General features: G+C 68.3%; 25 protein-coding genes and 1 pseudogene. 16 read left to right on the top strand and 10 right to left on the bottom strand.

Annotated elements, in window-relative coordinates:
• Positions 1–292: 292 nt before the first annotated feature.
• Positions 293–1,519: a serine hydrolase domain-containing protein gene (locus ACTWQO_RS05000; protein WP_443235969.1), complete on the top strand. Its 1,227-nt coding sequence runs from the start codon at positions 293–295 to the stop codon at positions 1,517–1,519.
• 361 nt (positions 1,520–1,880) lie between these two features.
• On the opposite strand, the gene ACTWQO_RS04995 is transcribed toward ACTWQO_RS05000, so the two are convergent.
• The gene (locus ACTWQO_RS04995) at positions 1,881–2,750 is read right to left on the bottom strand and encodes an SDR family oxidoreductase (protein WP_443235968.1); all 870 of its coding nucleotides are present in this window, start codon (positions 2,748–2,750) and stop codon (positions 1,881–1,883) included.
• Positions 2,751–2,973: 223 nt separating this feature from the next.
• Here ACTWQO_RS04995 and ACTWQO_RS04990 point away from each other — a divergent pair, with 223 nt between their 5' ends.
• The 5 genes from ACTWQO_RS04990 to ACTWQO_RS04970 all read left to right on the top strand — a co-directional run bounded on the left by ACTWQO_RS04990 (position 2,974) and on the right by ACTWQO_RS04970 (position 7,881).
• Positions 2,974–3,498, top strand: coding sequence for a flavin reductase family protein (locus ACTWQO_RS04990; RefSeq protein WP_328352149.1), 525 nt, complete (start codon positions 2,974–2,976; stop codon positions 3,496–3,498).
• Positions 3,499–3,575: 77 nt separating this feature from the next.
• Positions 3,576–4,787, top strand: coding sequence for an acyl-CoA dehydrogenase family protein (locus ACTWQO_RS04985; RefSeq protein ID WP_443235967.1), 1,212 nt, complete (start codon positions 3,576–3,578; stop codon positions 4,785–4,787).
• A 34-nt stretch (positions 4,788–4,821) separates the two neighbouring features.
• Positions 4,822–5,694, top strand: a complete 873-nt coding sequence (locus ACTWQO_RS04980) for a fumarylacetoacetate hydrolase family protein (protein WP_443235966.1) — start codon at positions 4,822–4,824, stop codon at positions 5,692–5,694.
• A 27-nt stretch (positions 5,695–5,721) separates the two neighbouring features.
• Positions 5,722–6,654 (top strand): VOC family protein, encoded by a 933-nt coding sequence (locus ACTWQO_RS04975; RefSeq protein ID WP_443235965.1) that lies wholly within the window; start codon positions 5,722–5,724, stop codon positions 6,652–6,654.
• 285 nt (positions 6,655–6,939) lie between these two features.
• On the top strand, positions 6,940–7,881 hold the full coding sequence (locus ACTWQO_RS04970) for an SGNH/GDSL hydrolase family protein (protein WP_443235964.1): 942 nt from the start codon (positions 6,940–6,942) through the stop codon (positions 7,879–7,881).
• A gap of 74 nt (positions 7,882–7,955) precedes the next feature.
• Here the strand turns inward: ACTWQO_RS04970 and ACTWQO_RS04965 are convergent, their stop codons facing one another.
• Genes ACTWQO_RS04965 through ACTWQO_RS04950 form a run of 4 tightly spaced genes read right to left on the bottom strand, consistent with a single transcriptional unit; the run spans position 7,956 to position 13,258 of the window.
• On the bottom strand, positions 7,956–9,413 hold the full coding sequence (locus ACTWQO_RS04965; protein WP_443235963.1) for an ATP-binding protein: 1,458 nt from the start codon (positions 9,411–9,413) through the stop codon (positions 7,956–7,958).
• Complete coding sequence (locus ACTWQO_RS04960; protein ID WP_443235962.1) at positions 9,410–10,129, bottom strand: response regulator transcription factor; 720 nt, start codon at positions 10,127–10,129, stop codon at positions 9,410–9,412. Before ACTWQO_RS04960 ends, ACTWQO_RS04965 begins: the two co-directional genes overlap by 4 nt.
• A gap of 49 nt (positions 10,130–10,178) precedes the next feature.
• Positions 10,179–12,092 (bottom strand): ArnT family glycosyltransferase, encoded by a 1,914-nt coding sequence (locus tag ACTWQO_RS04955; RefSeq protein ID WP_443235961.1) that lies wholly within the window; start codon positions 12,090–12,092, stop codon positions 10,179–10,181.
• A complete protein-coding gene (locus ACTWQO_RS04950; RefSeq protein ID WP_443235960.1) occupies positions 12,089–13,258 on the bottom strand; it encodes a glycosyltransferase in 1,170 nt (389 codons plus the stop codon). Before ACTWQO_RS04950 ends, ACTWQO_RS04955 begins: the two co-directional genes overlap by 4 nt.
• Before the next feature lie 188 nt (positions 13,259–13,446).
• Here ACTWQO_RS04950 and ACTWQO_RS04945 point away from each other — a divergent pair, with 188 nt between their 5' ends.
• The 8 genes and pseudogenes from ACTWQO_RS04945 (at position 13,447) to ACTWQO_RS04910 (ending at position 17,642) form a co-directional block, all read left to right on the top strand.
• Positions 13,447–14,781: a glycosyltransferase 87 family protein gene (locus ACTWQO_RS04945; protein WP_443235959.1), complete on the top strand. Its 1,335-nt coding sequence runs from the start codon at positions 13,447–13,449 to the stop codon at positions 14,779–14,781.
• Positions 14,782–14,831: 50 nt separating this feature from the next.
• Positions 14,832–15,479 (top strand): DedA family protein, encoded by a 648-nt coding sequence (locus tag ACTWQO_RS04940; RefSeq protein ID WP_443235958.1) that lies wholly within the window; start codon positions 14,832–14,834, stop codon positions 15,477–15,479.
• Between the two features lie 79 nt (positions 15,480–15,558).
• Positions 15,559–15,699: pseudogene (locus tag ACTWQO_RS04935) on the top strand (IS701 family transposase); the annotation flags it as partial.
• A 71-nt stretch (positions 15,700–15,770) separates the two neighbouring features.
• On the top strand, positions 15,771–15,980 hold the full coding sequence (locus ACTWQO_RS04930) for a hypothetical protein (RefSeq protein ID WP_443235957.1): 210 nt from the start codon (positions 15,771–15,773) through the stop codon (positions 15,978–15,980).
• A gap of 133 nt (positions 15,981–16,113) precedes the next feature.
• Complete coding sequence (locus ACTWQO_RS04925) at positions 16,114–16,374, top strand: GNAT family N-acetyltransferase (protein WP_443235956.1); 261 nt, start codon at positions 16,114–16,116, stop codon at positions 16,372–16,374.
• A gap of 120 nt (positions 16,375–16,494) precedes the next feature.
• Positions 16,495–16,950, top strand: a complete 456-nt coding sequence (locus ACTWQO_RS04920) for a hypothetical protein (protein WP_443235955.1) — start codon at positions 16,495–16,497, stop codon at positions 16,948–16,950.
• Positions 16,951–17,016: 66 nt separating this feature from the next.
• Complete coding sequence (locus ACTWQO_RS04915; RefSeq protein WP_443235954.1) at positions 17,017–17,268, top strand: YlcI/YnfO family protein; 252 nt, start codon at positions 17,017–17,019, stop codon at positions 17,266–17,268.
• Entirely contained in the window at positions 17,265–17,642 is a 378-nt protein-coding gene (locus tag ACTWQO_RS04910) for a toxin Doc (RefSeq protein WP_443236006.1), read from the top strand. The genes ACTWQO_RS04915 and ACTWQO_RS04910 overlap by 4 nt, the downstream gene beginning before the upstream one ends.
• Positions 17,643–17,644: 2 nt before the next feature.
• Here the strand turns inward: ACTWQO_RS04910 and ACTWQO_RS04905 are convergent, their stop codons facing one another.
• The gene (locus ACTWQO_RS04905) at positions 17,645–18,172 is read right to left on the bottom strand and encodes a hypothetical protein (RefSeq protein ID WP_443235953.1); all 528 of its coding nucleotides are present in this window, start codon (positions 18,170–18,172) and stop codon (positions 17,645–17,647) included.
• Between the two features lie 346 nt (positions 18,173–18,518).
• Here ACTWQO_RS04905 and ACTWQO_RS04900 point away from each other — a divergent pair, with 346 nt between their 5' ends.
• On the top strand, positions 18,519–19,079 hold the full coding sequence (locus ACTWQO_RS04900; RefSeq protein ID WP_443235952.1) for a peptidoglycan-binding domain-containing protein: 561 nt from the start codon (positions 18,519–18,521) through the stop codon (positions 19,077–19,079).
• A gap of 120 nt (positions 19,080–19,199) precedes the next feature.
• Positions 19,200–20,600 (top strand): dihydrolipoyl dehydrogenase, encoded by a 1,401-nt coding sequence (gene lpdA, locus ACTWQO_RS04895; RefSeq protein WP_443235951.1) that lies wholly within the window; start codon positions 19,200–19,202, stop codon positions 20,598–20,600.
• 34 nt (positions 20,601–20,634) lie between these two features.
• Here the strand turns inward: lpdA and ACTWQO_RS04890 are convergent, their stop codons facing one another.
• The 4 genes from ACTWQO_RS04890 to ACTWQO_RS04875 all read right to left on the bottom strand — a co-directional run bounded on the left by ACTWQO_RS04890 (position 20,635) and on the right by ACTWQO_RS04875 (position 24,912).
• On the bottom strand, positions 20,635–22,179 hold the full coding sequence (locus ACTWQO_RS04890; RefSeq protein ID WP_443235950.1) for an FG-GAP and VCBS repeat-containing protein: 1,545 nt from the start codon (positions 22,177–22,179) through the stop codon (positions 20,635–20,637).
• Between the two features lie 111 nt (positions 22,180–22,290).
• Positions 22,291–23,523, bottom strand: coding sequence for an alpha/beta hydrolase family protein (locus tag ACTWQO_RS04885; RefSeq protein WP_443235949.1), 1,233 nt, complete (start codon positions 23,521–23,523; stop codon positions 22,291–22,293).
• Between the two features lie 82 nt (positions 23,524–23,605).
• Entirely contained in the window at positions 23,606–24,193 is a 588-nt protein-coding gene (locus ACTWQO_RS04880; protein ID WP_443235948.1) for a hypothetical protein, read from the bottom strand.
• 311 nt (positions 24,194–24,504) lie between these two features.
• Positions 24,505–24,912 carry a VOC family protein gene (locus tag ACTWQO_RS04875; protein WP_443235947.1) on the bottom strand — a complete coding sequence of 136 codons (408 nt, stop codon included), beginning with the start codon at positions 24,910–24,912 and terminating at the stop codon, positions 24,505–24,507.
• Positions 24,913–24,978 lie beyond the last annotated feature (66 nt).

Genomic DNA, 24,978 nt, shown 5'->3' with positions numbered 1-24,978 from the left:
TACGGCCCTGAGCCGCAAGCCTCGTGACCTTGGCCCGGGGGAGGGCGGGCAGGATTCCCAATGTGTCCCAGGACCCGGGCCTCGGTGCTCATCAGTAACCGACGCTGCCGCTCGTCCAGATGCGGGAACAACACCCCGGACTTCTCTGCGAGCCCTTACGACTCGGTCGGCGATTGGTGATCGGTGCTGGGTCGTGAAATGAGGACGGCCGAAACGGGGCCGTCGGTCTCAAGGGCAGCACGTTGGGAGCACGCATTAACGTGGTCGCATGGTGTTAAGAATCGATGTGCCGATGACCCTTGTCCGCGGCGCCGTGGATGAGGGTTACGGTGCCGTCGCGGACGCGTTCCGGCGAAACTTCGCCGACGGCCGAGAGGTCGGTGCCGCGTGTGCCGTCTACCGGGACGGGGTCAAGGTCGTAGACCTCTGGGGTGGTTACCGCAACGGCCTGACGCGAGAGCCGTGGCAGGAGAACACGCTGGTGCCGGTGTACTCCACCACCAAGGGGGTCGCGTCTCTGGCGGTCGCAGTCGCCCACGCCCGCGGACTGCTGAGCTACGACGAACGGGTGGCCGCCTACTGGCCCGAGTTCGCCGAGGCCGGCAAGAGTGACGTCACCGTGCGCCAATTGCTGTCGCACCAAGCCGGGCTGCCGGTCATCGACCGGCCGTTGAAGCTGGCGGACCTGGCGGATCCGCATGTGTTGTCCGCGGCACTGGCCGAGCAGCGCCCGGCGTGGACACCGGGGACACGGCACGGCTACCACGGCCAGTCACTGGGCTACTACGAGAGCGAACTGATCCGCCGGGTGGACCCCCGAGGACGCAGCCTGGGCCGTTACTTCGCCGAAGAGATCGCCGCCCCGCTCGACGCGGAGTTCCACATCGGCCTGCCCTCGACGGTGGATCCGGAGCTGATCGCGCACATCCACGGCTTCGCCGGTTTCGAGATGCTCCTGCACGTCGGCGAGATGCCGTTGCCGTTCGTGCTGGCGTTCAGCAATCCGCGCAGCCTCTCCGCCCGGGCGTTCAGCAATCCCCGGGAGCTGAGCAAGGTTGAGGCCTTCAACCGCCCGGAGGTGCACGCCCTGGAGATACCCGCTGTCAACGGCATCGGCGAGGTGCGTTCGATTGCCAAGCTGTACGGCGATGCCGCGACCGGAGGCAAGGCCCTCGGCCTGGACCCGGCCACGGTGGAGGCCCTCACCCGTGCCGCCCGGCCTCCTTCCGAAGGGCTGCGGGACCAGGTGCTGCGCGTCGACACCCAGTACTCCCTCGGTTACATGAAGCCCTTTCCCCGATTCCGCTTCGGTTCCTCCGCGGGCACGGCGTTCGGCACGATGGGGTTGGGTGGATCGTTCGCCTTCGCCGACCCGGACACCGGTGTCGGGTTCGCCTACGCCATGAACCGCTGCGGCTTCCACCTGTGGGACGACCCGCGTGAGGTGGCGCTCCGCGACGCGCTGTTCGCCACCGTCCTGGGCGAGGCGCCGCAGCGTCCGGACGCACGCGGACGGTAGTCCGCTGTGCCGGCCATGGCTGATCGCGGCCCGGCCGTGACATGAGGACGGCCGCGCGGGTTCATCGAGGGTGACCAAGAAGTGGGCCCGCGCAGCCTGAGTCGGCCGGCACCCACCGGAGGCGAAGTCGAACTCGTGCTCTCGGCACTGTCGGAGAACGGCGAGCGCATCGACCACGTCACACTGGCGCGAACCGGTTTCTGACGGCGCGGCCCCAGGCAACTTCCGCCGGATGGGGCCGAATTGTCGGGACATCGACCGCATGTGCTCTTGATCGGAAGGCGGGTGTCTGAGTTGGTGCCGTCCGGCTTGGTCGTCGTCAAGAGTGCAGCCCGTCGCGACCGGGGAGGCCGACACTGCGTCACTCTCGATCGCGATCGAGAGCAGCGCGGAAAACATCGACCGCCGGAGTCGCTGGGTGGCCTATGAGTCCGGCGAGGTCGCCGCTGTCGATGAACAGAGCGTCCTCGGCGATGCGCAGGTCGGCGTCGGTCAGCACCTGCGCGAATCCGGTCGGCACGCCGGCCCGCTCCAGGGCGGCGGTGAAGTCCTCCGGTGGAAGGTCTTGGTACCGCACCGGCTTGCCGGCTGCGTCAGACATGGCTGCTGCCAAGCCTGCATACGTGACGGCATCGCCCCCGAGCTCGTAGACGCGTCCGGCGTGGCCCTGCGTCGTGAGCACGGTGGCGGCCGCCGCTGCGAGGTCGGCGCGGGCGGCGCCGGAGACGCGACCGTCGCGGGCGGCACCGTACATGACACCGGTCTCCACGGCACGCGCCAGGTTCGGTATGTAGTTCTCCCAGTACCAGCCGTTGCGCAAGAACGTGTGCGGCACGTCGGCGTCGACGAGCGTCGCCTCGGTTGCCTTGTGGTCCTGAGCCATGACCATCGGGTTGCGATGCGCATTCGGGATGCTGGTGTAGGCGAGAAGCTCTAGATGCGCGCGCTCGGCGGCTCGAATGACGTTGACGTGCTGACCGACCCGGACGCCGAAGTCGCTGCCCGAGACAAGCAGGAGTCTCTGGACGCCCGCGAGTGCCTTGTCGAGCAGTCCGGGGTCGTCGTACGTCGCTTGTCGGACGTCCACGCCCCGTTCTGCCAGCTTGGCGGCACTGGCACGGTTTCGAACGATGGCTACTACCGGCGTATCCGTGAGCAGAAGCGCCTCGACGACGAGGCGTCCCAGCTGTCCGCTGGCACCGGTTACCGCGACAGTCATTACTTCCTCCATGGTGAACCGCGCTGATGTGCAGGGGCGCAGGGGGAGGGGTCTGGCTCGCGCACCAACCTGCGATCAGGGCCCCGCAAGACGGGTGGCGCCACTGTTGGAAGTGTTTCGGAGTCGGGCTTATAAATCAACCAACTTGACATGTGTGGGTGAAGCCCTTGACATGCGGCCACCGCCGCCGGGAGCATCAACAAGGTTGATATGCGGCGTGTGGATGGGAGTGGCCATGATCGACCAGCAGCAGTTCCGCGACGTGATGTCTGGTGTGTGCACTCCGGTCACGATCGTCACCTCCGCTGTCGACGGTGTCCCCTTCGGGACGACGGTGGGTTCATTCGCCTCCCTGTCGCTGGATCCGCCGCTGATCAGCCTCGCCCTGGACCGTCGCTCGTCGCTCCTCGCTCCGATCCAGACCGCCGGGCGCTTCGCGGTCAACATCCTCGGCCAGACGCAGGACGACCTCGCGGCGGTGTTCGCACGCCGGGACGTCGACCGATTCGGCGCGACTGACTGGTACTTCGAGCGCGGGCTCCCGCGACTGACCGACGCTCCCAGCTGGATGGAGTGCGGCCTGCACCAGACGGTGGAGGCCGGTGACCACTTGCTGCTGCTCGGCCTGGTGCGGTCGGCCAGGAGTCGCGGCGCCGTCGCCCCGCTCGTCTACGCGAACCGCACTTTCGGCACCCACTCACGCTTCTGCGAGCGGTCACGCCCGGACATCGTCGACCTCATCGCCGCGTGCGCCCGCTGACATCACCAACCAGCCCATCAGATCGACCGCGGGCCGACCTCGCATCCCGACTCGACGGCGTCAAAGGAGACACCTTCATGACCACTGTGACCGACCGTTCCTTCGGCACCGGTGGCGTCCCGACCACAGCCGAGCTTCTCGCGCGCATCGCCGAGATCCAGCCGCTGATACGCAAGAACGCCGCTCAAGGTGAGCAGGACCGCCGGGTCGTCGAGGAGAGCATCCAGGCTTGTCGCGACGCCGGCCTGTTCAAGATTGCGCAGCCCAAGCGCTACGGCGGGTACGAGACGTCGATGCGCACGATGCTCGACGTTTCGGCCGCCGTTGGGGAGGCTGACGGCGGAACCGCCTGGGTGGTCGCCCTGCTCAACGTGTGCGCATGGATGACGGGGCTCTTCCCGCAACAGGCCCAGGACGACGTGTGGGCCGATGATCCCGACGCTCTGGTCTCGGGCGTGCTCACTCCGTCCTCCGAGTCCCGCCGGGTGGAGGGCGGCTACCAGGTCACCGGACGTTGGTTCTGGAACTCCGGTTCGTTCCACGCCTCGTGGGCCGTGCTCGGCATCCCGGTCACCGATGACCAGGGTGAGGTCGTCGACCAGGGGCTGGTCCTGGTCCCGCGCAGCGACCTCTCGTTCGAGGAGACCTGGTTCGTCGCCGGGATGAAGTCCACTGGCAGCAACTGCCTGACCGCCACGGACGTTTTCGTACCTGACCACCGCGTGATCTCGGTGCCACAGGCGATCGAAGGCAACTACGGCACCGAGCGGACCGAGGAGGTGATGTTCAGGTCGCCGTTCGTCCCCTTCCTCGCCCTCGTGCTGACCGGCACGCAGCTCGGCCTGGGCCGCGCGGCGCTGGACATCGTCCGAGCGAATGCCGCGAAGAAGCCTGTTTCGTACACCTTCTACACCACGCAGGCGGACTCGGTCGCCTTCCAGCTCCAGCTGGCCGAAGCCGCCATGATGATCGACACCGCGCACCTCCACGCCTACCGGGCAGCTGACGACATCGACCGGGCGGCCGCGGCCGGCGAGTACCCCGACTACCTTGCCCGCGCCCGCGTCCGTGCCGACACCGGATGGATCGTCGACCACATCACGAAGGCGATCGACATCCTGCTCACCGCGCACGGCGCGGGGAGCTTTGCCGAGGCCAACCCGCTCCAGCGGATCTGGCGCGACTCCGCGGTCGCCGCCCGCCACGCCGTGGCCACCCCCGCCATCGGCTACGAGGTCTACGGCAAAGCCCTGCTCGACCGCGACGACCACATCACCCCGCTGGTCTGAGACACCACTCCCCACTCGACCTGGAGTCGTCCGCATGCGCGTTGCCAACCTGAAGGGCCGTCTCGTCGTCGTCACCGGCGATCCCGGGCACGAGATTGCCCACGACGTCGAAAAGGCCAGTGGAGGCCGGTTCGGCCCCGACCCGCAAGGCGTCTACCAGGACTGGGGTGCCTTTACCGCTTGGGCGGCGACGGCCGGCTGGGAGGAGGGCTCCCCGTTCTCGGCCGACGACCTTGGCTCGCCAGTGCCCGCACCGAGACAGGTCTTCGCGATCGGGCTCAACTACAGCGAGCACGCGGCGGAGGCCGGGTACGACGCGCCCACGACGGCGCCGCCGGTGTTCACCAAGTTCCCCAGCTGCATCACCGGACCCCGAGCCGACATCGAGATTCCGCAAGGGGGTCATGTCGACTGGGAGGTCGAGCTCGTAGTCGTCATCGGTCGCCATGCCCATCGTGTGTCTGCCGGGGATGCGTTCGACTGCGTCGCGGGCTACTCGGTGGGGCAGGACATCTCCGAGCGGGTTCTGCAGATGGCGGCAACGCCGCCGCAGTTCAGCATGGGCAAGTCACTGCCCGGCTTCGGACCCGTCGGGCCATGGCTGGTGACCTTGGACGAGCTCGCCGACCCGGACGACCTCGAGCTGGGTTGCGCGATCAACGGGGAGCCGGTGCAGCTCGGCCGTACCAGCAACCTGATCTTCTCCGTCCCGGCGCTGGTCGCCACCCTCTCGGCGAGCACTCCGCTGCTGCCCGGTGACGTCATATTCACCGGCACGCCGTCCGGTGTCGGCATCGGTCGTGATCCGCAGCGCTGGCTGGCTGACGGTGACGTACTCACCAGCCACGTAGAAGGCATCGGCGAGCTGCGGAATCGCATGGTCGCTGCCACACCGAGCACCACCTGAGTCGCACCTCTGAGAGGAGAGACCCCGATGGCTCTGCACCGCCTGACGTCCATCACCATGGGCGTCCCACGTGTGGACGAGGTCGCCACGTACTACGAGGAGTTCGGGCTCATCCCCGAGGACGTCTCGGAGGGGGAACGCTGGTTCGCCACCCGGGACGGTGGCCGGCAGCTGCACATCGTCCATGCCCCGACTCGGCGACTGGTCGACGTGCACGTCGGTGTCGACGACGAGGACGACCTCGCACGCGCCACACACAATCTGCAACGCATGGGGATCACGGTCGACCGGGGCCCTTGCTGGATCAGCGCTGTCGAGCGGGCTACAGGGACGCGCGCGTTCCTCGAGGTCGCACCCCGGGTCGTGCAGGACAGTCACCCCGCCACTCCGTACAACGGGCCCGGACGCTACGAACGCACCGGAGACCGTGCGCCGGGCGTGCTGCGGACCGATCGGGTCAGGCCTCGAAAGCTCGGCCATGCTGTGCTCGGCACAACCGACTACGCCGTCACCCAGGCGTTTTTCGTCGACGGCCTCGGCTTCAGGATCAGCGACCACATCAAGGATGCCGGCACCTTCATGCGCTGCTCGACCGATCACCACAACATCCTCGTGCTCTCCGCGCCAGTGCCGTTCCTGCACCACACCTCATGGCAAGTCGACGACATCGACGACGTCGGCCGCGGTGCGCACGCCATGCTCGAGGACCATCCCGAACGGCATGTCTGGGGGCTCGGGCGCCACTACGGGGGCTCCAACTTCTTCTGGTACCTCAAGGATCCAGCGGGCAACTTCAGCGAGTACTACTCCGACATGGACTGCATCGTCGAGGACCAACTGTGGACACCGCAGGACCTCGAGGGTGCCCAGGGCCTCTACTCGTGGGGACCGCCACCACCGCCGTCGTTCCTGCACCCGGATGACCTCGCAGCCCTGATGACCGGAGCCCACTCCGGCTGACAGTGATGGTCGACTCCGACTATGGAGCCGTGCCCTCGAAGGACGAACCGTCTTGCGTGTACTGCCACGGCAGTAGGCGACTGCCATCAGCGGCACGACGACAGGAAGGGTCCTGCTCGGGAAGCCTGATGAGGTATTCGAGACAGGCTGTGCCATGCCTTTGGCCAAGGCCTCGTGTGTCGGTTGCGCCTGGCGTCCGGCAACGGCCGACCGCTGTTCACGTGCCCGCGTGAGCTGCTCCACCTGCCTTCGCTCGGATTCCCGCACCAGGAGGCAGAACCTCAGATGAGAACTCGTACATGGCTCGGAGTGGGGACGGCCTTCGCGTGCGCCGCGCTGCTGACCGCGGTCGGAATCGGTTGGGGCGAGGGCGGTGCCGCCTCGTCGCTCTTCACACCCCCGAACGGGCCCTACGTGGCGCTGGGTGACTCTTACACGGCCGGCCCGAAGATCCCCGGCCAGACGGGGGAGCCCGCGGGCTGTGGCCGCTCCGATCGGAACTATCCGGCGTTGGTCGCGGACGGGCTCGGTCTGGAAGCGGCCGAGTTCCGCGACGTGAGCTGCAGCGGGGCCACCATGGGCGACCTGTTCGCGCCGCAGTCCACGGGCAACGGGATCAACCCGGCCCAGCTGTCGGCTGTTTCCACCTCGACCCGGCTGGTCACCCTCGGAATCGGTGGCAACGACATCGGATTCAGCTCGCTGATCACGACGTGCGTCACGGCCGGTGTCCGGGACCAGGTGGAGAACTGGCTGGGGGACAGGAAGGCGAACGAAGCGCCATGCCGGGAGCGGTACGTCTCCGCCGGTACCGACGAGGTCGGGGTGAAGATCAAGGCAGCGGGCGAGCGGCTGTCCGGCGCGCTGAACGACATCAGGCGGCGTGCGCCGAAGGCCCGGGTGTACGTCGTCGGATACCCCGCGATTCTGCCGGCCAAGGATGCCGCCTGCGGACCGGCGATGGGGCTGGTGCCGGGCGATGTGGGTTTCCTTCGACAGAAGCAGCAGCAGCTCAACGCCATCCTGCGCGCCACCGCACGCGCCGCCGGAGCCGTGTACGTCGACACCTACACACCCTCCGTGGGCCGAGACGCCTGCTCGGACCCGGACACACGCTGGGTCGAGCCTCTGATCCCGATGGCCCCGGCGGCGCCGGTGCACCCCAATGAGCTCGGCGAACGCGGGATGGCGCACGCCGTGCTGCGCGCGGTCGGGGTACAGAGCTGACGGGGCATCACGTTTCGCCAACGCTCCTTCCGTGCCTTACTTCACGTGATCTGCAAGGAAGCAGTCATCAGGGGTCAGGGAAGCAGCACGGTGAAGCGGGCACCTTCGCCGGGCGCCGTTCTGAGTTCGACGCGGCCGCCGTGGGCCTCCAGGATCGCGGCGGTGATGGCCAGGCCGAGTCCGGTGCCGCCGCGGGTGCGGGAGCGGGCCTCGTCGACCCGGTAGAACCGGTCGAAGATGTTCGGCGCGGCCTCCAACGGCACGCCAGGCCCTTCGTCGATCACTTCCAGCACGACGCGGCCGCGCGATTCCAGACTTCCCGCCACGGCCACAGGAGGTTCTGGCCGTTCGGCTGGCATGCCTACGCGGACGTGCACGGGCCTGCTGGGCGGGGTGTGGGCCATGGCGTTGCTGACGAGGTTCGTGATCACTTGGCGCATCCGGTGTTCGTCCACCGTGACCCGGATCGGTTTTTCGGCGCTTTCGAGGATCAGTGGCCGCTGCGGGTCGCGGACCTTTGCGTCGTGCACGGCGTCCTCGACGAGTGTGCGAAGGTCGAGTTCGGCCAGATCCAGGGCGCGTTCCTGGTCGAGGCGGGCCAGCAGCAGCATGTCGTCCACAAGGCGGCTCATCCGGATCGCCTCGCCCTCGATCCGGCCCATCAGCCGATCCACATCGGCCCGGTCCGGCGCGCCGCCGCAGCGGTTCAGCTCGGCGAAGCCACGGATCGACGTCAGCGGGGTGCACAGTTCGTGCGAGGCGTCCGCCACGAACCTGCGCAGCCGCTCCTCGGACCGTTCCCGTTGGCGCAGCGCAGAGGAAAGCCTTCCCACCATGGTGTTCAGCGCGCCCCCGAGCCGACCGACCTCGGTACGTGAATCAGACGCAACCCGCAGATCGAGGTGGCCGCCGGCGATGTCCTCCACGGTCTTCTCGATCTTGGTCAGGGGGCGCAGCCCCAGGAGTACCAGCAGGAACCCGACCCCACCGAGGACGAGCAGCAGAGCGACTCCGACCCCGACCTCGATCCAGATCAGCTGCGTCACGGTCGCCTCGGTGGTCTCCGTCGACTGGGCGGCCACGATGATCCGCAGTTCGTCCGACATCATCTGCTGCGTCACCATGACCCGCCAGTCGGCACCGCCCTGCTTGTCGTGGACCATGAACGGGCGCGCGTCGTACTGGTCGACGTTGGTCGAGTTGATCTCTGGCCATACCGGCCCAACCTCGCCGGCCGGGGCGGACATCTGCGGCTTCCCGTTGCCGTAGAGCACCTGGATCGCGAAATCCGTGGGCAGACCGTCAGAGTTGCGCCCTGGATCCTCCGGCGACGGCGTCGACTGTTCCGGGCGGCCGTCCAATTGGCGCACGAGGTCCCTGAGCTGGTCGTCCATCCGGGCGATCATCGACTGGCGGATCAGCACGACGCTCGTGACCGCGATGCTGCCCAGGCCGAGGGCGGCCAGCACGAGCAACGCCATGATCAGGCGCGCCCGTAGAGTCCACGGTCTGCGCTGGCGGTTCTTGCTCATCGTTCTTCCCTGGGCAGCCGCAGTGAGTAGCCGATGCCCCGGATGGTGTGGATCAGCGGCGGTTCCACCGAATCGATCTTCCGGCGCAGATAGCTGATGTACGACTCGACGATCCGGCCGTCCCCGCCGAATTCATAGCTCCACACCCGGTCGAGGATCTGCGGTTTGCTGACCACCCGCTCGGCATTGACCATCAGGTACCGCAGCAGGTTGAACTCGGTGGGCGACAGCCGGACCAGCCGGCCGGCCCGGTGGACCTCGTGGGCGTCCTCGTCGAGCACGAGATCGGCGTACCGGAGGGTGGCGTCGTCCTGCGGGACGTCGGTGCCGCTGCCTGTGCGCCGCAGGATGGCCCACAGCCGCAGCACCACTTCCTCCAGGCTGAACGGCTTGGTCACGTAGTCGTCGCCACCGGCCGTCAGGCCCGCGATCCGGTCTTCCACGGCGCCCCTTGCGGTCAGGAAGAGCACCGGCAGTCGGTCATGCAGCGTACGGAGGCTGTGGGCGAGGCTGAAGCCGTCGGTGTCGGGCAGCATCACGTCCAGAATGACGATGTCCGGCCGGACGTGCCGGGCCGTGGCCAGCGCTTCGGCTCCGCAGTTCGCCGCGTGCACGGTGAACCCGCTGAGCCGGAGCGCTGCCGACAACAGCTCCAGGATGTTCGGTTCGTCGTCCACTACAAGGACGGTCGCCTCGCCACGTTGATGCTGGTCCACTTGACCAGCATCAACGACGAACCTGGGAACTTGCTGAGAACGCTGAGATTCACGCGCCCGTGCACTCGTGCAGCGTCCCGCTCTCGCCCGCTGTGAGTACGGGTTTGCAGTTCTGCTCGATCCACTTGGACCGCTCGATGACCGTCTTCTCGTCCGTCATCATCATCCCGCCGCCGGTGAGCACGAACCGCAGCCTGCCCTCACGCACCCAGGTGGACATCTGGCCCACCGAGGGCACCGGGTCCTTGCCGTCGAACCCGCCCATGCCGACCACGGTCTCGTTGGTGGCGACGACGTACACCCCCGCGGACTGGGAGCCGCCCTCGACCGCGAGCGTGATTTTGGCTCCGGACGCATGCGACTTGGCGTAGTCCAGGACCTTGCGTTGGTCCGCGGTGAGTTTTCCGCTGTCCCAGCCGACCGGCATCTCCTCCTCCGCCGGCCCCGCGGCCGGCAGGCTCGCGATGGCGGTGGTGGAGACCGCACCGGCAGCCGACCACACGGCTGGTGCCAGCAGCACCGCGCCGAGCCCGAGCGCGAGCGCGAGCCTCGGGACCTTGCGCAGCACCAGGGCCAGGATCGCGGCCAGCGCGACGATCAGCACCGCGTACCGCAGCCAGCCGTGCCATGAGGTGTCCCGGGAGATGAGCACCCACGCCCATGCCGCGGTCACCGCGACGCCGGCGGGCAGCACGAACCGGCCCAGTCCCTCGCGCTCTTGGTACTTCTGGAACGCCCACATGGTGCCTGCGCCGACCAGTGCGCCGATCGCGGGTGCCATAAGGGTGGTGTAGTACGGGTGGAAGACGCCTTTCTGGTTGCTGAACACGAGGGCGTTCACCAGGAGCCAGCCGCCCCACAGCACCCAGCCTGCCCGGTGGGCGGGGTCCGCCGGGGCGGAGCGGCGCAGCCGCCGGAAGCCGAGCACCGCCGCGAAGGCCAATGCGATCAGCGCCAGCGGCAGCAGCCAGCTGATCTGCCCGCCGACCGCGTCGCCGAACATCCGGCCCGCACCGGGCGGGCCGCCGAACGAGGCGCCGCCTGCCCCGGGGCCGCCCCCGCCGGGGCCGCCTCCGCCGCCGGTGGCCGCCGCCCCGCCGTTGCCGTTCCCCTCACCGCCGAACACGCGGCCGAGCCCGTTGTAGCCCAGGATCAGGTCCAGGGCCGTGCCGTCGGTGCTGCCGCCGACGTAGGGCTTCTTACCGGGCCACAGTCCGCATGCCGCGACCCACCACAGCGAACTCGCCAGCAGCACCACGGTCGCACCGGCCAGGTCGAGCACCTGACGGCGCCAGTGCGCCTTGCTGCCGGCCAGGTACGCGGCGAAGAAGGCAGGAATGACGATGTACGCGGCCGCCATCTTCGCCAGGAAGCCGCAACCGATCAGGAACGCCGTGAACAGCAGCCACTTCGTCCTTGTGCGTGGTTCCAGCGCTTTCATCGCGCGGGTGAAGGTGTAAGCCGCCGCGACGAGCGTGAGGACGAGCATGGTGTCGGTGTTGTTCGTGCGAGTGATCGCCACAGTGACCGGCGTGAGCGCGAAGACCAACGCGGCGATCAGCGCGGCGTTCTCCCCCGCCCACATCCGGACCGTCCGGTGCAGCAGGAAGATCGCCGCGACGCCTTCGACCACCTGCGGCAGCAGCACGGACCACTGGTGGAAGCCGAAGATCTTCACCGAGACCACCTGCGGCCACAACGCCAGCGGCGGCTTGTCGATCGTGATCGTACCGGCCGGGTCGAACGAACCGAACAGGAAGTTCGTGAAGTTCGACGACATCGACTTGACCGCGGCCGTGTAGTACGTGTTGCCCCAGTTGTCGGTCCACATCACCCAGCCGTACAGCACCGTCCCGAGTACGAGGATCGCGATGAGCGCGTACGCCGGCCAGGGCTGGGAACGTTGCCGTGTCGGTTCGATGTGCACTGTCGGTTGGGCTTGGCCGGTATCGGCGGTGGTCATACGTTTCCCTTTTCGTGTTTGAAGACCCAGCCACGCAGCAGGACGAACCGGCCGGCCGTGCCGAGCACGGACGCGCCGAGCAGCACGACCAGTTCGAGGAGACGCGAGGGTTCGGCCACTGCCGAGTGCAGGACGAGCAGCGCGGTCGACGTGAACGCGTAATAGAGGCCGAAGACGATGAGTCCTTGCAGGTGCGCTCTGCCGGACGAGCCACGGGAGCCGAGGAACGTGAATCGCCGGTTGGCCTCGGTGTTGAATATCGTGGTGACCACGAGCGCCAGCAGATTGGCTGCCAGCGGATGCATCGTGGGCCGCAAGAGCGCGTAGAGCACCAGAGTGACCGCTGTGGACAAGAGGCCGATCGCGCCGAACGACAGCAGTTGCCAGAGCAACCCCGGGTCCCGTCGCGACAACACCGCGTCCGGGTGGGCCGCTTGGGGTTCCGGACGCCGCGGCAGGTCAGCGACTCTTGCCGTGCCGGCGGCCTTCGCCCGTGCCACCCGGATCAGACCCCGGATGTCCTCGAGCGCGGTCGATCCGATACTGACCCGGGTGTCGATGTCCTCGACCCAGTCGACCGGAACCTCGTGCACCCGCAGTCCATTGTGCTCGGCCAACAGCAGCAGTTCGGTGTCGAAGAACCAGTTGTCATCTTTGACGTGGCCGAGCAGCGGGCGAATCACCTCCGTGCGCGCCGCCTTGAAACCGCACTGGGCGTCGGAGAACTTCGCGCCGTGGCTGAGCCGGATGAGCGCGTTGTAACCCCGGGAGATCAGCTCACGCTTCGGACCGCGAACCGTCCTTGAGCTCGGGGCGAGCCGCGAGCCGATCGAGACGTCCGAGTGGCCGTTGACCAGCGGAGCCACCAGGGGCAGCAGCGCGTCGAGGCCGGTCGACAGGTCGACGTCCATATAGGCCACCACGTCGGCGTCGCTCCATTGCCACGCGGTGCGCAGAGCACGGCCACGGCCCTTCTCGTCGAGATGCAGCACACGGACCTGATCCGTCGCTTCGGTCAGCTCGTTTGCGATCGCCAGGGTGGCGTCGGTGCTGGCGTTGTCGACGATGGTGATGGTCCACTCGAAGGGCAACTGTTCGTCCAAGTAGGACTTCAGGACGTCCACGCAGCCACGCAGCGCTCGTTCCTCGTTGTACACCGGGATCACGACGTCGACCGTGGTGGTCTTGGTCGCACCGGTCAGGTCCGGCGGTGTCGCCGGGGCAGGGGTGCCAGTCATGACAACAGGTGTGCCAGGCGTAACCGCAAGCAGCCTGGACGGAACCTGAAAGAAGCCTGGGAGTCTGCGAGTTCGGCTCCCAGGTAACTCGCACAAACGCGCCCTACGGTCGCGGCGTGTCAGCAGCATTGGAATCCGTCGGCATCGACGAGAAACGAACGCAAACATTCCGCCGAGTGGGACTGGTGGCCGCAGCGACCATGCTCGCGGTCGTGGTCAGGGTCGCCATGTTCGACCACGAATCCACCGACTATAAATTCTTCGTCAAAGACTGGTATGAATTCATTTCCGCACACGGTGGATTCGGCGCTCTCAAGTACAGCTTTGCGGACTACAACGTCCCATACCTGTACCTGATCGCGGCGTTGACCTATCTGCCGATACCCGCACTCATCGGGGTCAAGATCATCTCGGTGGTGTTCGACCTGGTACTGGCGTACTTCACCTACCGCATCGTCGCGCTGCGTCACACCGGCCGCCGGTTGCCGGCGCTGGCCGCCGTCATCGTGCTGTTCCTCCCCACCGTGGGGACCAACAGCGGGATGTGGGGGCAGGCCGACTCCATCTACGCCGCGTTCGGCCTCGGCGGCGTGTACTTCCTCCTGCGCAGGCGGCCGTGGCCGGCCGGCCTCTTCTTCGGCCTGTCACTGGCCTTCAAGCTGCAGGCGGTCTTCTTGTTCCCGCTGCTTCTGGTGCTGGCATTGAGAAGGTGGATCCCGTGGCGGGTACTGCTGGCCGTCCCTGGGGTCGTCCTGCTCCTTGACGTGCCGGCGTTGCTGGTCGGAGCGCCCATAGGGCGCTTGCTGTCGGTATATGCGGACCAGACGAGCTCGTATACGCAGCTGTCCCTGCTCGCACCGTCGATCTACCAATTCCTCCCGGCGAGCGCCGACGCGGAGGTGATCCGGCCCATCGGTATCGCGGTGACCGGGCTGGTGATCCTCGGGCTGTGCGTCGGCGTGTGGCTGAGCCGAGTGCGCCTTACGACTGCGAGAGTCGTGCTGATGGGAGCAGCCTCGGCTGTCCTGGTGCCGTTCCTCCTTCCGTCGATGCACGAGCGCTACTTCTACCTGGCCGAGGTACTCACCGTGATCGCGGCGTTCTACCTGCCGCGCCGCCTCTGGTATGTGCCTGTCCTCGTACAGGTGGCCTCGTTCCTCGCCTATCTCCACGTGCTGTTCCCGGCAGCGGATTCGATGCCTCCGGGAGACCAGCCAGGAGGGCCCGGCCTTCCCGGACCAGACGGGCAGGCGAAGCCCGGGGACATGTCGGGCGGTATGCCGGGCGGAATGTCGAGCCAGTACGCGCCCACCCTGGAATTCCGGATCCTCGCTGCGCTTATGGCAGTCGCGGTCGTATCCGTGGTGTGGGCGGCATTCCGCGAGTTCCGGCGAGACTCCCCGCCGGGAGCACAGAAAATACAAATTCACGATGCGCTGAGTACGCGGTAATCCATCAGTTTCACTGCGGAATTTCCACAGCCAACCCGAGGGAGTCAGACATGTACGTGGCAGCCGCCGACCAGCCAGGAGGTCTTGCCGGCCTGGTGGTGGACATCATGGACGAGCTGGGCGGACCGGGCGCGGCGCTTCTCGTCGGCATCGACAACATCTTCCCGCCGATGCCGAGCGAACTGGTGCTGCCCCTGGCCGGTTTCGCCGCGAGCCAGGGCACCATGAGCCTGTTCATGGCGCTGTTCTGGACCACCCTCGGCTCCGTCGCCGGCGCCCTGCTCACCTACTGGCTGGGCGCGTGGCTCGGCCGCGACCGCGTCCACTCCCTGATCATCCGCACGCCACTGATGAAACCGTCGGACTTCGACCGCACCGAACGCTGGTTCCTCAAACACGGCACGAAGGCGGTGTTCTTCGGTCGGATGGTGCCGCTGTTTCGCAGCCTCATCTCGCTGCCGGCAGGCGTCGAACGGATGCCTATGTTGCGGTTCCTGTCCCTGACCACGCTCGGCAGCCTGATCTGGAACGCCGGCTTCGTCGTGGCCGGCTACCAGCTGGGCGCCAACTGGCAGGACGTCGACGAGTACGCGGGCATCCTCCAGAAGGTGGTCATCGCAGTCGTCGCATTGGCAATCGTCGTGTTCGTGGCCGTCCGGATACGCGAACGGAGACGAAGCCAGGGCACTGTCCAGTAGCAGTAGTTCGTTGAACTCGTTCGTTGCGCGGTATGACGACAGAGCGGTATTGGGAGTCAACTGCCGCGCAGAGGCCGTGATGACTGTCCGTCGTCCGTGTCCAGCCGCGCCGGGGCCGTTTGGAGGAGTAGGCGGCTCGGGTTGGATGAACCGCTTCGTCGGCCTCGCGCAGCGGCGGGGGCTTCGCGAGTACCTGACCGGGCTGCTGGTGCCGCGGGAGCACGGCATGTCATCGTCGTCCGCTACGGTTCGTTCGACGACCGGTCCACCCTCCTGCCCACGCGGTGGCCCATGAAGATCGTCGGGCACCTCGACTTCACCACGACCCAGGACCCCGCCCGACTGACCCAGGTCGGCAATCTCATCGCCGCCGGCCTGCGCTCGGGCGCCCTTCACACTCCACATCGACAAGGAGTTCACGGCCTCGACCAGGTGGCCGTTGCCCACACCAGCGCGGCTGCGGGACGGAAGTTCGGCAAGATCCTCGTGGCTGTCGAATGACCCCGCAGGCATTTCTGCCGCAGTCCTCCACGAACGGCCCGTTCGCGGAGGCCCCCTCGGGACCGCCTGATCAACGTGCCTGCCCGGCTGGCACGTTCGGCACGCCGCTTTGATCCCGTCATCCTTTCTGCGGGTGCGGTGGATCGGTGACGGCAGCCTCCGTGACGAACAGCAGACGCGCAGCGGGATCGAAGAGATGGAGCGCGCGTGGGAGGCCGAGGGCTTCGGCCTGTTCGCCGTGGAGGTCCGCTCCACGGGCGAATTGGCCGGCTTCACCGGCCTTGCGATTCCCCACTTCCTGCCGGAGCTGCTGCCGGCCGTCGATCCCGGTTGCGGCCGACGAGTACGGGACTTCGCGCTGTCTTCGGACCGGTACGTCACAGCCACTCCATAGCAGCGACGAGGATCGTGGCTTTGGACGGCTCCGGACGCTCCCGGGACTGTACGCCGCCGCTGAGGCCCTGCTAGAAGAGGCGGCGGGGGCTGACTGGCACGGTTCCCGGAAGGGGGATCGGTGACCGTCACTTTCGGGCGACTGGGACGGGTGTTCCTGGTGGCCGGTGCCACTGCGCTGGTGCTCGCGCTGATCAGCCTCGTGGTGTTCAGCGGTGCGGCGAGAACGGCAGTGTCGGTGAGCCTCGGGGTCATCGGCGTGGTCGGACTGTCGCAGGGCTTGGCCTGGACCGTGGTGCAGCATCGCATGTTCGGCAGCGTCGCCAGGCTGCGGCAGGTGGCCGCGACCGGGGTGCCGGCGACGGCCACGATCGTCGCCGTCAGGAGCACGGCAAGCGCGATCGGCGCGGAGCCGATCGTGCGACTCGACCTGGTGATCCACGGCCAGCCGGTCACCCGGCACGTGCGCGTGCCGTTCAACCACGCCGCCGAGATCCGGCCGGGCAAGAGCCTTCCGGTACGGACCGATCCCGCCGACGTGCGCGCGATGATCGTCGAGTGGGAACGCCTCCTCTGACCGTCACACCGGCGTCGGTCGAACGTACCCGTCGCCGCGCTGTACACCTTGCTGTACGGTCGGGGTATGTCGAAGTCAGTGACGATCAGGGTCCCGGAAGAGCTTCACGCGCAGCTGCAGGAGCGTGCTGAGGCCGAGGGCACCACGGTCACCGCCCTCATCACCGAGGCCGCGCGCAACGCGGTCCGCGATCCTCGCCTGGACGGCGCCGCCGATGTCTTCCGCGCGTTCGTCGCCGACAACGCGGACGCGTTCGACGCGGCCTTCCCCGACGACGCCCCAGCCCGGGTGGACGCCTCCGGACGGGCCGCTGCCTGACCGTGGAGCTGCACATCGACATCCGCTGGCTGCTGGAGCGGCAGGCGGAAGTGCTGCCCAAGCAGCCCTCGGTCCACGACTTCTCCAACCTCGTGGCCGCCGTGGCCCGCCACCGGGTCAACACCCCCCAGGTCGGCGTGAGGGTCGACAATGCCTGGCGTGCGGCGGCCCTGATGCACGCCATCATCCGGCTGCGCCCCCTCCCGGCGCGCAACGCCCTGTACGGTGCGGCGATCGTCACGGCGTACATGAACGCCACGGGCGAAGCCGTGGACCCGCCGTACGGCGCGCTGATCGATCTCGCCCGTGACATCGACGCCGGCCGCGCCGACGGGTACGACGCGGCCGACCGCATCCGCTCCTGGCGGATCTGAACTCACCCTGGCGCAGTGGGGATGTCGGCATCGACTTCGCGTGCCGGATACATCCGCAGGCTGCTCAGCCGGTGCGGCGGTTGGGCCTCGGTGGCCGCCTCGATGCGCAGGTCGGCGACGCGCGCGCGAAGGTACAGCGGTTCGGCCTGCACGTCAGCCAGGCCCTCGCGCAGCCGCTCTGCCACCGTACTGAACAGGCCGGTCACCCAGTCCGGCGGCACGAGGCTCAGGTAACGATCATCGAAGTGCCGGCGTAGCTCCTCCTCGTCGGGGGGTGTCCATCCCGGGGTGCCGGCTGCCGCGAAGCGCGACATCACCCACCGCACCTGCGTCAGGGCGTGGCTCTCCGGGTTTTCGGCCTCGATGCGTTCCTTGAGTGCGGTCCAGCTCGGCAGCCCGTGCTCGCGGGCGATGGCCAGCTGGGCTTCGTGAAGTGTTGCGAACTCCCCTGCGGAGAGGCGGCGTTTCGCCTCGATCTTGAGGTACCGGAGGCTGGGCCGGGCGGGGAGATGCCGCGATTGATCGGACAAGGCAGTCCTTCCTCGGCGCCCGCGGGTCCGCGACATCGGGCTGGAAGATCTGCCAGTGATCTTCATGCGCAACCGGTGAGCTTGCAGCTCTGCCCGCGGACCCAGAGGCGGCCGGGAAACCCGCCAGGGCACGACCGTACACCGCCACCCCGGGGTCAGAGCAACGGATTTCGCACCGCCCACGACCAGCAAGTTGGAAGATGGGCGAAGACTCCTTGTGGGGCAAACGACCGGCACACTCAGCGGCCGGGCCGGGCTAATGTGCCCCCGTCGTACGGGCACCGTCCGCGCACACCAGCCCGCCTGAACTGCACGTTTCATGATGCACAGCACTCATTGGAGAACCATGTCGTCGTTCCGAACCCGCAGCCGCGTGCTCCGCCGAGCCGCCACTCCCCTCACCGCCGCGGCCCTCGTTCTCGGCGTCAGCGCAGCCGTCACCACCCCTGCGGCTGCCAGCGGCACCTACCACGGCGGCGCCTACGTCAACGGCTTCGGCAGCATGACGGACGGCGACTGGAACAACGAGGGCGTCGTCAACGTCAGCACCCACCGGAACTCCAACGTCGCCTGCCTGTGGCAGACCGTACTCTGGGCCGACGGCTACATGTCCGCCTCTGACATCGACGGCATATTCGGCGATCAGACCCATGCCGCCACGGTCCGGTGGCAGCGTGACCGCGGGCTGGTCGCCGACGGCTCGGCCGGTAGGAACACCTGGACCAAGGCAGGCCAAAGGCTCAACAACAGCAACCCCGAACGCAGCCCCGACGGGTTCTGGTACGGCGGCTACGGTGGCAAGAACACGAGTTTCATGGTGCGCAGCAGCTCCGCCGGCAACTGGGGGTTCGCGGAGCCCGGCAGCAGCATCCGGTGGGCCACCTACAACACCAGGACCTGTAGCTGACCCCAGCCCTCGGATCGCCGGCTCCTGGGGCAGCCAGAGGGTGCCGGGTGGGGATCGGAAGCACCCACTCAGCTGAAACGGCACACATGATTCGAACGAAAACGGCCTAGGCTGGCCGGCATGAGCGCACATTTTGACGTGGTGGTCCTGGGCGCCGGCCCCGGGGGATATGTGGCAGCGATCAGGGCGGCCCAGCTCGGCCTGAGCACGGCGATCGTCGAGGAGAAGTACTGGGGCGGCGTGTGCCTCAACGTGGGGTGCATCCCGTCGAAGGCGCTGCTGCGCAACGCGGAGCTGGCCCACATCTTCACCCAGGAGGCCAAGACCTTCGGCATCCAGGTGAACGGCGACGTGACCTTCGACTACGGCGCGGCCTTCACCCGCAGCCGCAAGGTGGCGGACGGACGTGTCAAGGGCGTCCACTACCTGATGAAGAAGAACAAGATCACCCAGTTCACCGGCCGCGGCACCTTCAGCGACGACCGCACCCTCCAGGTCTCCCTCACCGACGGCGGCACGGAAACCGTCACCTTCGGCCACTGCATCATCGCCGCCGGCGCCACCACGAAACTGCTGCCGGGCACCTCGCTCAGCGAGCGCGTGGTGACGTACGAGGAGCAGATCCTGTCCGACACGCTCCCGGAGAGCATCATCATCGCGGGCGCCGGCGCCATCGGCGTCGAGTTCGCGTACGTCCTGCACAACTACGGCGTCCAGGTCACCCTCGTCGAGTTCCTCGACCGCATCGTCCCGCTGGAGGACGAGGAGGTTTCCGCGGAACTGACCCGCCGTTACAAGCGGCTCGGCATCAATGTGCTGACCTCCACCCGGGTCGAGGCGATCAACGACTCGGGCGACTCGGTGAAGGTCATGGTGACCACGGGCGGTCAGCGGCAGACACTGCAGGCCGGAAAGGTGCTCCAGGCCATCGGCTTCCAGCCGCGGGTGCAGGGCTACGGCCTGGAGAAGACAGGCGTGAAGCTCACCGACCGCGGGGCGATCGACATCGACGCCCGCTGCCGCACGAGCGTCCCGCACATCTTCGCCATCGGCGATGTGACGGCGAAGCTGATGCTCGCCCACGCCGCCGAGTCGATGGGCATCGTGGCCGCCGAGACGATCGCCGACGCCGAGACGATGGAGCTCGACTACGTCATGATTCCGCGGGCGACCTACTGCCAGCCGCAGATCGCCAGCTTCGGCTGGACCGAGGCGCAGGCCCGCGAGCAGGGCTACGACGTCCAGGTGGCGAAGTTCCCGTTCACCGCCAACGGCAAGTCACACGGCCTGGGCGACACCGCGGGCTTCGTGAAGATCCTCAGCGACGCCCGGCACGGCGAACTCCTCGGCGCCCACCTGATCGGCCCCGAAGTCACCGAGCTCCTCCCGGAGTTGACCCTCGCCCAGCAGTGGGACCTGACCGTCCACGAGGTCGCGCGCAACGTCCACGGCCATCCGACACTGGGCGAGGCGGTCAAGGAGGCCATCCACGGGCTGGCCGGCCACATGATCAACATGTGAGCAGGGGTGCCGGAAGGGACTGTGCGGCTCCGTCCTAGCGGGCGATTCCCCACCCCATCAGGAGAGACCGCACGCCCTCCGGACCGCCGAAGGAACTGCCGTGCAGGCGGGTGACGCCCCGGGTGGACGGGCCGTCGGCGGAGCCGGGCAGCAGCCACGCCGAGCTGGGGGCGGCGTCGTCGCCCGGTGCCGACACGACGAGGTCGGCCCGGCGGTCGCCGTCGAGGTCGGTGAGGCCGACGGCCTGCCCGAAGGCGTGGTTGCTGCCCGGGACGCCCTGGACGTCGCTCTCGTCGAGCACGCGGGCGCCGCGGCCCGTCAGTCCGTGCCGTCCGCCCAGGAAGAGCAGCACCTCCTCCGGGCCCGCCTGCGCGTACACCTCGGCCCGGGGTGCCCCGGCCACGACGTCGGCGTAGCCGTCGCCGTTCACGTCGCCCGCGTCCAGGGACGTGAATACGGCGTCCTCGTTCTGGGGCTCCTTGCCGGGCACGCCCGGGGAGTCCCGGTCGAGGGTGGTGGTACGGGGCCCCGGGCCGTCCTTGGTGCCGTACGCCACGGTCACCGAGCTGCGGCTCGCCCGGCCGCCCCGAGGGCTGACGATCAGGTCGCCGTAGCCGTCTCCGTCCACGTCACCGACCGTGGCCGTCGCCCCGGCGGGGACGTGGGTGTCGTCGGGGCGGGCGAAGCCGTCGGGGCCGCCCCGCAGGTAACTGCCGGTCCAGTGCAGGGCGGACCACTTCTCCTCGCCGCCGGTGTCGTCGTCGTGGAAGCTCACCAGGTCGTCGATGCCGTCGCCGTTGAGGTCCCCGGCGACGAGATCCCGGTACGCCGCCTCGCGCGGCAGAGCGGCGGGCATTCGGGGCGCGGGCACCGGACCCGTTCCGGCGGGAGTGCCGTCCCGCCGGAACGGGCCCTTCAACAGCCCTTTGTCGGAGCCGAGTCCGAACACGAGGTCGGCGTGCCCGTCACCGTCGAAGTCACCGGCGGCGAGCTGCTCCTCGAGGAGGGGTTCCTGCATCCCGGGGACGTGGCTGCCGTCCGTCCCCGGCACTCTGGCGGCATGCGTCAGCCCCCGCCGTGAGCCCCACATGACGATCACGCGGGCGCCGTCCCGCTCGAACACGGAAGCCGCGAGGTCGGTGTAGCCGTCGCCGTCGAAGTCCTGGGCCACCGTGTCGGACCCGAACATCGCCTCGTCGCGCGCCGTGCCGGGTATGCCGGGGTCGTTCTGCGTGAGGTACTGGCACCGCTCCAGGCCCGTCCCGGAACCCGAGCCGTACGCCACTTGGATGCTTCCGCCGAGGTATCCGTTCTCGACGTCTCCTGGGCCCGCTGTCAGTGCCATGTCGGGGTGACCGTCGCCGTCGAAGTCCGGGGTGGGGGAGACGACGGTGGACGGCTTGGCGCGGGCGGTCCCGTCGACGGGTGGGGTGCCGCGGACGGTGGTCCGGCAGGCGTGCGGCGCGGCGATCTCCGGCGGCTCGTCGTCCGCGAGTACGGATCCCACGACGAGGACCACCGCGAGACCTGCCGCACCGCCCCCCAACGCCAACTCCCGTTTGCTGATACGTCCCCGCACGCACTCCTCCTGTTCGCCTCACACGTCCCGTACGCGCAAGAACGCCCCAGCCATGGTCAGCGGTTCCGCCGGAGTCGCACCACGGCGCAATTGCCGTACACCGCCGGGCAGTTACTGAACGAAGGAGACGTCAGGCAGACGTGGCGACGGGCCGTCGAGGAGGTGGTCGTCGCGGCCTCGGAGCCAGCGGTCGAAGAACGAGGTGACACAGGCCCGGATGGTCGCGACCGCACGGGCGGGTCCGATCGTGCCGATGGCCTCCTCGACGACATCCTGGCCGAGCCCGGTCTGCGGCATCACCGCGGCGAGGTCGGTGTACGTCTGGTGCCGGGAGCCGCGCAAGGTCAGATCGCGGCGCCAACCGGTGCTGTGCGACCAGAACGCCGCCCAGGACGGCTCGGTCCCCGCGTGGTCGCTGCCTTCTCGGCCCATCAGGAGGAACGGCCGGTCCAAGCCGTGCCGGGCGACCGGTGAGAGGTTGGTTCCGTTCGGCTCCTGGTTGAACTCCAGCGTGCCGTCCAGGTCGATTCCGGCATGGATCCGCCCGTCCTCGTACATGCTCTGCGCGGCGGTGAACCCACCCCCCGACTGGCCGGCCATACCGATCCGACGCAGATCGAGGACGTCGGACAGCCCGTGCGGCAGCGCACCCAGCCGGTCCACGACGAACCGCGTGTCCGCGACCCGGACGCGCAGCATCTTCTCCAGCAGCGCGGCCACAGTGCCCTCGCGATGCGCTCGCGCGAACTCCTCGAACAGCACCTCGTTGGTCCTGACCGAGCCGTCGGGAAACTGCACTCCCGGGGACTCGTAGGTGTGGTCGACGGTGACGACGACGAACCCCTGGCTGGCCAGTTCCTCGACCAGTACGGTGCCCCAGCTGCGTGGATCGCCGGCGCCCGGCGAGTACAGCACGACCGGCCGCCGCCTGCCCCGTGGATCCGCGGGCGCCTCCCGGTAGGCGTGTGTGCGTGTGCCCGTCCAGTCCACCGTGCCCGAGGGGATCCGATGGGGCGACTGCGCGTCGAAGGCCTGGGCCGCCCCGGGCTCCATGTACGGCGCGAGGTCATGGCCGTGGCCCGGCGCGAGGGCCGGATACCAGACGCTGATCATCAACTCGCGGTACGGCAGCGACGGAATCCACGGGTCGGGTCGGGTACGGTCCTCCAGCCGCCGCGAAACCGTACCGATCGTGAACGGTCCTGTCGGCTCGGGCAGACGCAAGCGCCGCCTTGCCGGGTGCCGGGCCGGCTGGGCGCGTGCGCCGGACGTACCCACAAGTGGCAGCATCGCCAGGGCAGTTGCAGCTACGAACTCCCGGCGGGGGAGGGAAGAGGAAGCCATGCCGCCATCCTGGCCAGGCCCCGTCGCGGCGTCATGCGTGACACCACCAGCAGTCGTGGTTCGGGTTTCCCCAGGACCAGGGTCAGTCGCTCCTCGCGGGCACAACCGGACGATCTGCGCGACGAGTGGGGCGTCGGCGGGGCGCAACCGCCGGACTCTGATCGCCGGTGAGCCTGCGTCCAGCGGACACGTGCGAGCCATCGCCACCCGGGAGTCCCTGAAGGCGGGACAGTTCGCTCGCGCAGCGCTGCAGCGCCACTTCCAGGACCTCGGGCATGGTCAGGGTGCCGGTGCCGTCCGGCGGGACGATCCAGCGCAGCGCGCCCCAGCGGCAGTGCGGCGCGGGAGCGGCGATCCACGTCCCCCTGCCGAGAAGGCGCAGTCCGGTGCCGATCCAGACGGCGTACGGCTCCGGGGGCAGGAGGAAGCCCACATGACGGCGACGCGTATCCAGCAGGCAGGGGCCGGGGTTGAGCAGCGGCAGCTCCTCCAGAAGCTCGGCGACCCGCAGCCCGAGTTCTTCCGGCACGACCAGCACGTCCCAGAACCGTCCGGCGGCGAGCAGGGTGACCCCGGTACTGCCGTTCTGCCACTCCTCCTTGCAGGCACGGGGATCCTCCGACGCCGCGGCCAGCCACTCCATTGACCTCGTCCACTGCGTGAGTGCCATCAAAGCCTCCTAGTAGTGCGCCGATGTGCTGCACTGCCCGCCCGGGGCTGTTCGTGGGTGACTTGAGGTGATCGTGGGTTGTTGGGCTGGAATTACAGATGTGGATGATCGGTTGATGCCCCAGTGCATCGGGTGCCGGGTGCCGCGAACAGACGGCCGGGGCTCAATTCCCCGTATGGGGTGAGCGCCCGCGCGCCAAACCGGCAGGTATATGCACGGGTGCGCTCCGGCGCCGCCTCGGGGCGCGTGAGGGGACACGGAAGGTGCGGTCGGCGCCGTACCGCGCCGACCGCACAAGGGCCTACGGACGCTCAGTTCCCGCTACTGCTCGGCCGGTTGCGCTGGCGCAGCGAGATCCGGTTGCCGTCCGGGTCCACCGCCTCGATGCGGATCCCGAACGCGTAGTCCTCCGGTTCGGGCTGGTCGAATGCCACACCGCGGTCGCGCAGCACCTTGAAGTCCTTCCGCAGATCGTCTGATTCGAGGAAGACCGGACCAGGTGTGGTGTCCGGCTCCGCCTCGGCCGGCTGCCCCGAGGCCGCGGCGTGCGGCCAGAGGAGGACCTCGACGGGACTGCCGGGGACGCCTACGGTGAGGAAGCGCCCCAGCGGACTGGAAACGTCGACGCGCTCCTCCAGACCGAGTTGTTCCGTGTAGAACCGCAGCGCGCGGTCCTGGTCGGTGACGTAGAGCGTCACGTACATGATGTTGGTCAGCATCGTGTTGTCCGTTCTGATTGCAGGTCCGACGACCTGTCGTGTTGCTTCGTCACGTCACTGACGGAC

This window comes from Streptomyces sp. 4N124, from assembly GCF_052245395.1.
Lineage (GTDB): Bacteria > Actinomycetota > Actinomycetes > Streptomycetales > Streptomycetaceae > Streptomyces.
Note: the sequence above shows the minus strand (reverse complement) of the source record. Positions and strands in the feature narration are given on the sequence as shown.

Excerpts from the sequence above, each read along its gene's own strand:
- ACTWQO_RS04875 (WP_443235947.1), bottom strand. The coding sequence starts at position 24,912 with ATGCTGACCAACATCATGTACGTGACGCTCTACGTCACCGACCAGGAC.
- ACTWQO_RS04980 (WP_443235966.1), top strand. The coding sequence starts at position 4,822 with ATGCGCGTTGCCAACCTGAAGGGCCGTCTCGTCGTCGTCACCGGCGAT.
- ACTWQO_RS04955 (WP_443235961.1), bottom strand. The coding sequence starts at position 12,092 with ATGACCACCGCCGATACCGGCCAAGCCCAACCGACAGTGCACATCGAA.
- ACTWQO_RS04880 (WP_443235948.1), bottom strand. The coding sequence starts at position 24,193 with ATGGCACTCACGCAGTGGACGAGGTCAATGGAGTGGCTGGCCGCGGCG.
- ACTWQO_RS04940 (WP_443235958.1), top strand. The coding sequence starts at position 14,832 with ATGTACGTGGCAGCCGCCGACCAGCCAGGAGGTCTTGCCGGCCTGGTG.
- ACTWQO_RS04965 (WP_443235963.1), bottom strand. The coding sequence starts at position 9,413 with ATGAGCAAGAACCGCCAGCGCAGACCGTGGACTCTACGGGCGCGCCTG.
- ACTWQO_RS04930 (WP_443235957.1), top strand. The coding sequence starts at position 15,771 with ATGAAGATCGTCGGGCACCTCGACTTCACCACGACCCAGGACCCCGCC.
- ACTWQO_RS04985 (WP_443235967.1), top strand. The coding sequence starts at position 3,576 with ATGACCACTGTGACCGACCGTTCCTTCGGCACCGGTGGCGTCCCGACC.
- ACTWQO_RS05000 (WP_443235969.1), top strand. The coding sequence starts at position 293 with ATGACCCTTGTCCGCGGCGCCGTGGATGAGGGTTACGGTGCCGTCGCG.
- ACTWQO_RS04995 (WP_443235968.1), bottom strand. The coding sequence starts at position 2,750 with ATGGAGGAAGTAATGACTGTCGCGGTAACCGGTGCCAGCGGACAGCTG.
- ACTWQO_RS04975 (WP_443235965.1), top strand. The coding sequence starts at position 5,722 with ATGGCTCTGCACCGCCTGACGTCCATCACCATGGGCGTCCCACGTGTG.
- ACTWQO_RS04915 (WP_443235954.1), top strand. The coding sequence starts at position 17,017 with ATGTCGAAGTCAGTGACGATCAGGGTCCCGGAAGAGCTTCACGCGCAG.
- ACTWQO_RS04900 (WP_443235952.1), top strand. The coding sequence starts at position 18,519 with ATGTCGTCGTTCCGAACCCGCAGCCGCGTGCTCCGCCGAGCCGCCACT.
- ACTWQO_RS04990 (WP_328352149.1), top strand. The coding sequence starts at position 2,974 with ATGATCGACCAGCAGCAGTTCCGCGACGTGATGTCTGGTGTGTGCACT.
- lpdA (WP_443235951.1), top strand. The coding sequence starts at position 19,200 with ATGAGCGCACATTTTGACGTGGTGGTCCTGGGCGCCGGCCCCGGGGGA.
- ACTWQO_RS04885 (WP_443235949.1), bottom strand. The coding sequence starts at position 23,523 with ATGGCTTCCTCTTCCCTCCCCCGCCGGGAGTTCGTAGCTGCAACTGCC.
- ACTWQO_RS04970 (WP_443235964.1), top strand. The coding sequence starts at position 6,940 with ATGAGAACTCGTACATGGCTCGGAGTGGGGACGGCCTTCGCGTGCGCC.